Origin of the sequence: Paraburkholderia guartelaensis, from assembly GCF_004353905.1 — a bacterium.
Lineage (GTDB): Bacteria > Pseudomonadota > Gammaproteobacteria > Burkholderiales > Burkholderiaceae > Paraburkholderia > Paraburkholderia guartelaensis.
The window spans coordinates 1-8097 of the sequence record NZ_SMOD01000090.1; the positions used below are offsets into that span (position 1 = coordinate 1).

Annotated in this window: 4 protein-coding genes and 2 pseudogenes; 3 read left to right on the forward strand and 3 right to left on the reverse strand. The window is 55.4% G+C overall.

Features of this window, described 5'->3' with window-relative positions; translation table 11 throughout:
- Positions 1–181 (reverse strand): annotated as a pseudogene (locus tag E1N52_RS42330) (IS256 family transposase); the annotation flags it as partial.
- Between the two features lie 317 nt (positions 182–498).
- On the opposite strand from E1N52_RS42330, the gene E1N52_RS42335 reads away from it, so the two are divergent.
- Positions 499–1542 carry a hypothetical protein gene (locus E1N52_RS42335; protein WP_133190987.1) on the forward strand — a complete coding sequence of 348 codons (1044 nt, stop codon included), beginning with the start codon at positions 499–501 and terminating at the stop codon, positions 1540–1542.
- 146 nt (positions 1543–1688) lie between these two features.
- Here the strand turns inward: E1N52_RS42335 and E1N52_RS42340 are convergent, their stop codons facing one another.
- On the reverse strand, positions 1689–3386 hold the full coding sequence (locus E1N52_RS42340) for a hypothetical protein (RefSeq protein WP_133190989.1): 1698 nt from the start codon (positions 3384–3386) through the stop codon (positions 1689–1691).
- Between the two features lie 381 nt (positions 3387–3767).
- Between E1N52_RS42340 and E1N52_RS42345 the strand changes: the two genes are divergently transcribed.
- On the forward strand, positions 3768–4793 hold the full coding sequence (locus E1N52_RS42345) for an acyltransferase family protein (protein WP_133190991.1): 1026 nt from the start codon (positions 3768–3770) through the stop codon (positions 4791–4793).
- Between the two features lie 371 nt (positions 4794–5164).
- Here E1N52_RS42345 and E1N52_RS42350 read toward each other — a convergent pair whose 3' ends face one another.
- Positions 5165–6958, reverse strand: coding sequence for a hypothetical protein (locus E1N52_RS42350; RefSeq protein WP_133190993.1), 1794 nt, complete (start codon positions 6956–6958; stop codon positions 5165–5167).
- A 957-nt stretch (positions 6959–7915) separates the two neighbouring features.
- Between E1N52_RS42350 and E1N52_RS42355 the strand changes: the two are divergent.
- A pseudogene (locus tag E1N52_RS42355) lies at positions 7916–8097 on the forward strand (IS256 family transposase); the annotation flags it as partial.

The following is an 8097-nucleotide window of genomic DNA, read 5'->3' on the forward strand; positions in this document are numbered from 1 at the left end:
GCCGGCCGTCCATCGTCTTCACATTCGAATATTGCTCAAGCATCGCCGCCAGTTCCGCCTCGATTGCCTGCTGGATGATTCGCCGCGCCCCTTGCTGGATCAGATCGTCCAGGCCAGGTGCGCCTTCAAATTGCGTTTCTGCTGTTTGACCGTTGCTCGTTTCCTGCGTATGTTTCGCCATGGTGGTGGAGTTCGATTGAGGAAGTGTTACCGTGGAAAGCAACATTCTCCTCCAATCGCCACCGCCTTCTCCTGCCTCCTCCCTACGCCGCATACACCAGTTCCGACGATAACTCTTGACGGGGTCGTGTAAGGCCGTTCCCGGTGAATCTCACCTATTCCCCGCTGTCCTAAAGACTACTGACTGGGACGTTTGCTTTGCGTCCACAGCCACGTCAATTTGCCTACCGACATACGCATATGCGCCGAAGTTTTATCCATATTGGGACACACAAGACTGGAACAACCTCCATTCAACGGTCGTTGACACAAGTCCCGTTGTCCGTATCGAAAGCGGGCTTTCATTTCCCCGATGCGGGTAGATGGACGGCCGATTCAGGACACCATGGCCTCGCCGCTACTGTCTCTTCAAGCGAACACGCAGTGCTGGTCGACTCACTGACGAGCGAAATCGCTCGAGTCCCGCACCATGTCGTTCTCTCGAGCGAAGAATTCACGCGCATGCTATGGCATAACACCAGTGGGTTCCAGCAACTCGTCGATCGCTTACTGACTGTGGTCGATCGCGTGACCGTGATCTTTTATTTGCGACGCCAGACTGATTTCATCGAAAGCAACTATATCGAACGCCTGAAGAGCCGATTTAGCCTTGGATTTTCGACCTATGCCTTCGCACGCATAGACGAGGATCTCGCGGAATTTCCTCTTGATTACAGGCGTCTGGTCGACGTTCTGGATCGTGTCCAAAACATCGATGTCGATGTTCGCTCATATGATGGAGTTCGTACATCGGGCGTGCTGGACGATTTTCTCTCCTCTATCGACTGGCCGGCTGGTCATCCGATCGATGAGTATCGAATCAACGAGTCGCTTCCGCTGGTCGAATCATTGAAAAATTTCTGGCGCGCTCACACGCAGCGCGCCATGTCGGGTGCTGAGGAACGAGCAATCGAACTGATCGCTATGCCGCTGCCAGCACGTCCGCGTATGGACACCCGAACGCGCCGCCATTTGATTCGGCACTTCGACGCATGCAATCGCGAACTGGCCGCTCGCTTTGCGCTCACCCCGCTGATCGAGGCTATTCCGGAAGAACTCACATTTGGTGCCTGGACGGGGCTTGACGATACCTCGCCGCCCCATCAGGAATCGATGTGGACGGTCACACTCGATCAGTTGTTCTCCCGCACTTTTATCGAAATAGTGCAGGCAGTATCAGAGCGGCTTGGGAAAACCGAGACGGCAATGCTCGCGGCGCAGGCGTTGGTGCTCAAGCAGCATGAGCAGCTTGAGACAATGCAACAAGCTCTCGACAAAACCAAAGAGGCGCCGAGGCGACGCCGCTTATTCTGGCAGCGGTAACTCGGCATAGAGCCTGGATCGTTCGACTGTTCTACCGCGATATCCATCGCAGAGGCTCCGACGTGCCCTTTTACAGTCTTCGCGACAACATCCATTCATGATCAGATCTGTGCGCGCCTATTCTCGCGCACAGTGTGAAAGCCGTTTCATTGCGCCCGACTGGCAGAAGCAAGGCTTTGATATGTCGATCCGTAGACGCCAAGCGTCTGCTTTTCGTAACTACTGCCAGATGCGGCGTCCGCAATTGCCCAGCGCAGCAAGTCTTGTGCGAGTGTCGGACTGAAGAATGGGAACGCGGCACGCAAGTCGCCATGCGTTAGATAGACATACCATAGCGTTTGCAAAGCGTCTTTCGCGTCCGGATGCTCACCTGCCAGATCCGCGAAATACGGGGGCATTCGCAGAAGGCGTGCGGCCGCGGAGAGATCTGGCTGGTTTGAACACAGGTCTTCTCGGTGAAGCGCAACTTCGCCGTACAAATTGTCATGGCCTTCCAGGCCACTCAACTCGAGCCTAACGTTCTTCGGGACGACCTCTTTGCCGCACTCAGCTGACGCGGCCAGAAGCGAATTTACTCGTAGCCAGACGGAGCGCTCATGTCCAAACGAAAATGCACTCACCATAGGCACCACACAGACTAGGGACAGCAAAAATGAGAGTGCGTACCTACCTGTGCCGCGCTCCGCCGCGATAGATGACGCGTAGCAGCCGATCCCTGCAAAAAAAGGAATCAAAAGCGGCGAAGCGTGAAACTCGCCAAATGCCCAAGCGATTCCGAACGAGCCCCTACCCACCGTGAAGGCCGCTATCCACAGAAGACCTGTGCCACTGATTAGAAAAGCCACGCGATCGATTGAGAGCGCAAAGCGACGCCTCAATGCGAACACCGTTCCAACACACCAAGCAGCGACAGACAGCAATCCGAGAGGCAATGCGATCGATGGATTTCTAATGCCAAAACCGCCCCCCACAAGGGTAATTCCCAGCGCCAGACGCTGCATGACGCCCTGTCCAGTTTCGCTGGCTGCAGACTGCGGGGCGCTCCCATATTGACCGTGTAACAGTAGCCAGGTGGCGACCAGAAACACGGTGACGTGCAAGGCAAATATCAAAACCCCGACGAGTCGCTTGCCCGAGTTCTTGCCGAAGTGAGAGAGATAGAGTATGTGAGCGCCAGCGGTGAGCCACAAGAACGATCCCTGTGCCTCGCTTCCTGTTGCAAGCAGACAGAGCAGAGCAACGAGCGGATATGCGCGTAACCCGTATCGCTCAATCAGAGCGATGTTCAGAGCGAGAAACGCCAGATCGATGTAGAACCATATCTGGAATTCCCATAGCAAATAGCTCACTTGCGAGCCGTTAAGAATCGCCGCACATACCAGGCAAGCGAGCAAGAACCGCGTCCGGTAATTCGGAAGCACATTCCTTGATGTCGCATACACGAGACCGGCAAACGCGAGCAACAGGATCGCGTTGGCAACGACGATCGACCAAACGTTACCGGGAAAAATCTTTAGGAAAAGCATCGCAACTGCGTAGTGGAACGCAACAGGATGTTCGTTGTTCCGGGTAACCAAAAGGTCCAGAAAGTGCAACCGCCCCTCTGCGAGCCGATCGAGCTCGAAGAAGTACGCGTAGCTGTCCCTGTTCGGCCAATGGGGACCGTAGTGAGCTACCCAGGTTGCCAGAACAATGAATGCTGCAGCAAACGGAAGCAACACCAGAGCGCGCGACGACGCGAAAGCTTTCATTGGCAGGGAATTAGCGGTCAAGATTTCGCAATCATCGCACAATCCGCACGACGGACGGTGACTCTTCGCGTAGTTGCAAGAAAGATCATCCATTCGTCTCGGCGGCTATGCGATCGCATAGTTCTTGAACTCGAACTGAAATCCGCTTTCCGCGTGCGCCAATGATGAACATGCGCACGCTACCAGGCGTAAACCTCGTCCAACTGTTGCTTGTCGCAGCCTTCGCGCCAGGCTTCCCAAAATCTCGATTGCTGATCGTACGGAATTGACTCTCTTGACCCGCGCAAGCGGGCAGCCTCGCACCCCTCGAAGGCTTTGCAACTCCGATTCGTAATTGTGTCTGCGGATGTAGCTGGGATCTCCGGAAGCACGACAACCTTACCGGCGGCAATACAACGATCGCCTAAGGTCGATGTTATGTTATGAAACATTGTGTAAGATCCTGGAAGTTGAATTCGCACACAACTTTGTCGAATGGTTTCCTCAATCCAGTTTTTGCGCTTCGTCGCTTCCTTTCTCGTTCTGGTCAGCCATTCCGCCAACGTCCTGAATGTGCCAAAGTCGATCACCGTGGGAGATGCGGGGGTCGACATCTTCTTCATCGTTAGCGGTTTCGTAATCGGACTGGTGGGGCCGCTGGAGCCCAGCGCTACCCAGTTCTGGCTCAAGCGCCTGATTCGCGTCTTCCCGCTGTACTGGATCGCCCTGTTGGCTTTTATCGGCTTTCGCTACTACATGTGGCATGTCGTGCCGGGGACGGTCGACTTTCTTCATTCGTTCGCCCTGATTCCAAGTCTCGAACCCGGATGGTCCCCGATCCTCTTTCCGGCATGGACCCTTTCTTACGAGATGTTCTTCTATGCGGTGTTCGGCATCGCCTTGGCGCTCTCGCGGAGATACGCCGTGCTTTCGGTCTCATTGCTGTTCCTCCTGCTTGGATGCACCCCCCTGAGGTCGATAGGCGGGGCACTGGATTTGACGCTACTCCTCGAATTCATCGCTGGCCTGATGGTGGTGATCGGCTACCAGCGACTCTGGATCTCGAAGCGCAATCCGGCGCTTGGCAAGTTGATGATCGCTGCGGCTGTGGTCATGCTTTTCGTCCACAGCGGAGACGTCAAGACACGCGTCATCGAATGGGGAGTGCCATCGCTGATACTCGTGCTGGGGATGATCCAGCTGGAGGGCATGCAATTCTTTCGCAAAGGCATTGTGCCGATTTTGGGCGCGGCGAGCTATGCGACATATCTCTTTCACATTACGCTGATGACCGCGGTACGGGAAGCTGTGGCGTCACAGTTCCACACCGACCTGAGAGGTTATCCGCTGGTCGGAATGCCTCTTCTTGTGGCTGTCTCGTTGGTTGGCGGAGTGCTGGTGCACCTCTATGTCGAGAAGCCGATCATGGTGCTCCTGAGGCGGCTGCTGAGAAGGCCCCAAAAGCAAACGAACCGAGCCACTGCGCCGTCACGGGCCATTCAATCAGACTCAGTACCGTGAAGGCATCGTCAATTCGTGTATCGACTTCCGTATCTGATTGTAAGGATTCGAGTTCGTAGCGTTCCCCTGATCGCGCAAACACGCGCATGCGATTCCGAAGTCGCGACAGACATTGCCGTCCGTGTTCGTCTATGCGCTCGAGACTTCTGCGTTAGCGTGGATAGCTTGCACAGAGGAGACGGCCTTGGTGCTAGATGCCGTTGCGATGATGTCCGGCGCGGTCGCCGGATTTGACTCGCCGCCGCATGCGGCCTGGAATGTTGACAGTACCTCTATCCGAAGCGTGCCGTGGTTGCGCGGAGCGCTCACAAGAAACGGGATTGACCGAGCTGAAAAGGCCCGCTCAACCCCTCATCGGATCGCTCCTCTCTTCAACGCACGCTTCCCAGCGAGCCCATCGGACAAAACTGCTTTCCAGAACTGGTTAGCGCATAGAACTTGATTCCATCCCACACCATCGGCCTCGCGTAGCCGTACCAGCCCAGGTTCTGGTCGAATGATTGCCCAATCCACTCTTCAGCGCGACCGCTCTTTCGTGTGCTTCTCGCTGCACCAACGATGTGATTCGTCGAGTCGACAGCAATTACAGTGGTCGCAGGCTTACGCTCATCGGTCATCCATGCCCAGCCAGAGATGATGGCAGGAGCCCCGGCGACATCGAAGTATCGCGTTGATTGCCCAGTCATAGCTGTTACGCGTTGCACTTCACTACGGCATGCAGTCTCCGTTCTTGTTGCGAAGAACGCTGATGCATCATCACCAATCCGGAAAGGAAAATAAGCAAAAACGCCGAGGTTGTGCCGCTTCGCATATTCCATATATTCGGCAGCTTCCTTCTCATTGACGTCCATCTGCCGCAACTCACCTTGATCGTTGATCTGGATGAATCCAACCAATGCAGCTTCCCAGGCCGTATCACGCGACTTCTTCCAAAGCTGTTCTTCCCGATCGAGAGTAAGCAAAGTGAAGGAAAGCATGACCCCAAATGCCGCCAGCATGGATGCAGGGACATATTGCCTGCGGGATTTATTGGCCTGAAACAAGACTCCGGCGACCACAGCGTAGAAACCGAGCCACGCCAAGGCTGCGAAGGATGCGTACTTTTTGGTGAGCGCCCCCGAAACAATGCCGTACTGGGCGCGTGCCAGGCCTCCCGCGAAGCTCGTACCAATGACGATGACTAGCAACACGAAGCCGAAGACTGCGAGTCGACCGCCGAGCCCAGGACGGATCAGACGTGCAATTGCAAACCCAACGGCCCCAACGAAGAGAATGATGCCGCACACGGTTGCCGTGTGCGGAGAATCCCCCCAGGTAACGAAGTTTCCCGGCCACGGATCAGCGCGTATGAAGGGGCCGCCAATGTACATCAGCGAGAACTTGAGAATCTCCAGTACGTTATGTGAGCGCTCCCCAGTCGTTGGGGTAATCGCCAGCATGATCGCCGTATGAATGATCGCTAGCACAGCCAGCGTAACGGTCGTGGATCGCTTCCATCGAAGTACGATAGAGGTTGCAGCAGCAGCAATAAAGACGATCGGGGAGTTGCCTAGCGTGAAGGTCCCGACAAAGGCCAGCGCCAGCAATGCGGCAATTAGTTTGGCTGGTTCTGGACCCTCTTTCGCCGACGCATTGCTCATGACGAATGCCGTCACTACGCAAATGAAAGTCATGACGGCGAATTGCAACTGAAACGGTACGAACAGCGTGTATAGAAAGTTAGGATTTATGAAGAAAAGCAGGATCAGCGACAGGAGAGAAAGTCGTAAATAACGGTTCTCAAACAGCCCGCTTCTGAGAAAAACGACCCATGAGACGACGCCCCCCAAGATCTGCAGGAGATTTGTTGTCAGGACTTGACTGAACTCTCTTCCAGTGAAAAAGCGCTCATCGATCAATGACACAAGCCGAGTGGTAAAAATTCTGTGCTCGTTGTGCGGAGAAATCATGTACGCCATGAACGTCCTGAAGTCCGTCATGGCGTTGTGCATCCGTACGTGATCGTACATATCGTCGTACCACGGCACCGGGATCAGATTTCTGGACTGCCAGGCTAACGTGCTCAACACCACATACCCGGCAACGACAGCGCAGATGGCGAGCAAGACGCCAATATAAAAACTGCCGATCTCGGTTGCTTTATTTTTACGGTCCTCAGTCTTCATTGATTCCTCTAGAGCAGGCTTCGGAGCTAGTCCGGTCTGTTCTCTTTTCGCACCAGGAACTTCCACATTTCGGTAAGACATAGCTATTCCATCCACGCGCCTGCAACAGTAGGCAGATGATCAAAGGTAACCGCTTGCATCGGGCTTGCTGGCTAGGAAAACGGGTTGGCTCATACTAAAGACGGACTCTTCACGGATATGCAGAAATTGCTAAGGAACAGGGGTAGTCATCACAAGCGCGATGTTCACGAACGATTTCAAACCCGACACGCCGGTCCGCCTCCAAAAGTTGAGAATATGTGATGCGATTGACCGCTTCCGACATCGAGACCAGCAGTCGCCGAACTTTGTTCGCGGTCACCGCGCGGCGGCGTTCTACAAAGTACCGACGATGGTGCATCGACAGATGTGCCCACGGAATGGGCAGCGTCCGCAATACGATCGAGTAGCTATTCCGCTGACACAGCGGCCCCTTGGATCTTCTCGCAGCAGGGGCATAGTACACGGTTATTGGCCGCTCTAGAGCGGGACCGCGACCGCATGCTCGCCATTCGCCCAGATGCCCCCTGCTCTGGCGACGGATTGCCAGCCAGATCCCGAACCCATCGCAGGCCAGTACCTTCGTGTGGGCCGACCTCCGATTCGCAAGCACACATGGTGTGGTGCGATCGCATCACACCGAACCCTTTCGCCACCTGTGGTAAGAGGGCCCCAGCGCCAGTGCCCATATCGGCTGGCTCGGTCGCCAACCGGAGCGCGTCGATGCTGCGCAACGCCGCTCCCCCTCCAACCACGCCGCACAGTCATTTGGCGCTGACAGCGACCGGCGTGCGGCCTCCGTAGAGTTATCGTCGGAACTGGTGTATGCGGCGTAGGGAGGAGGCAGGAGAAGGCGGTGGCGATTGGAGGAGAATGTTGCTTTCCACGGTAACACTTCCTCAATCGAACTCCACCACCATGGCGAAACATACGCAGGAAACGAGCAACGGTCAAACAGCAGAAACGCAATTTGAAGGCGCACCTGGCCTGGACGATCTGATCCAGCAAGGGGCGCGGCGAATCATCCAGCAGGCAATCGAGGCGGAACTGGCGGCGATGCTTGAGCAATATTCGAATGTGAAGACGATGGACGGCCGGCG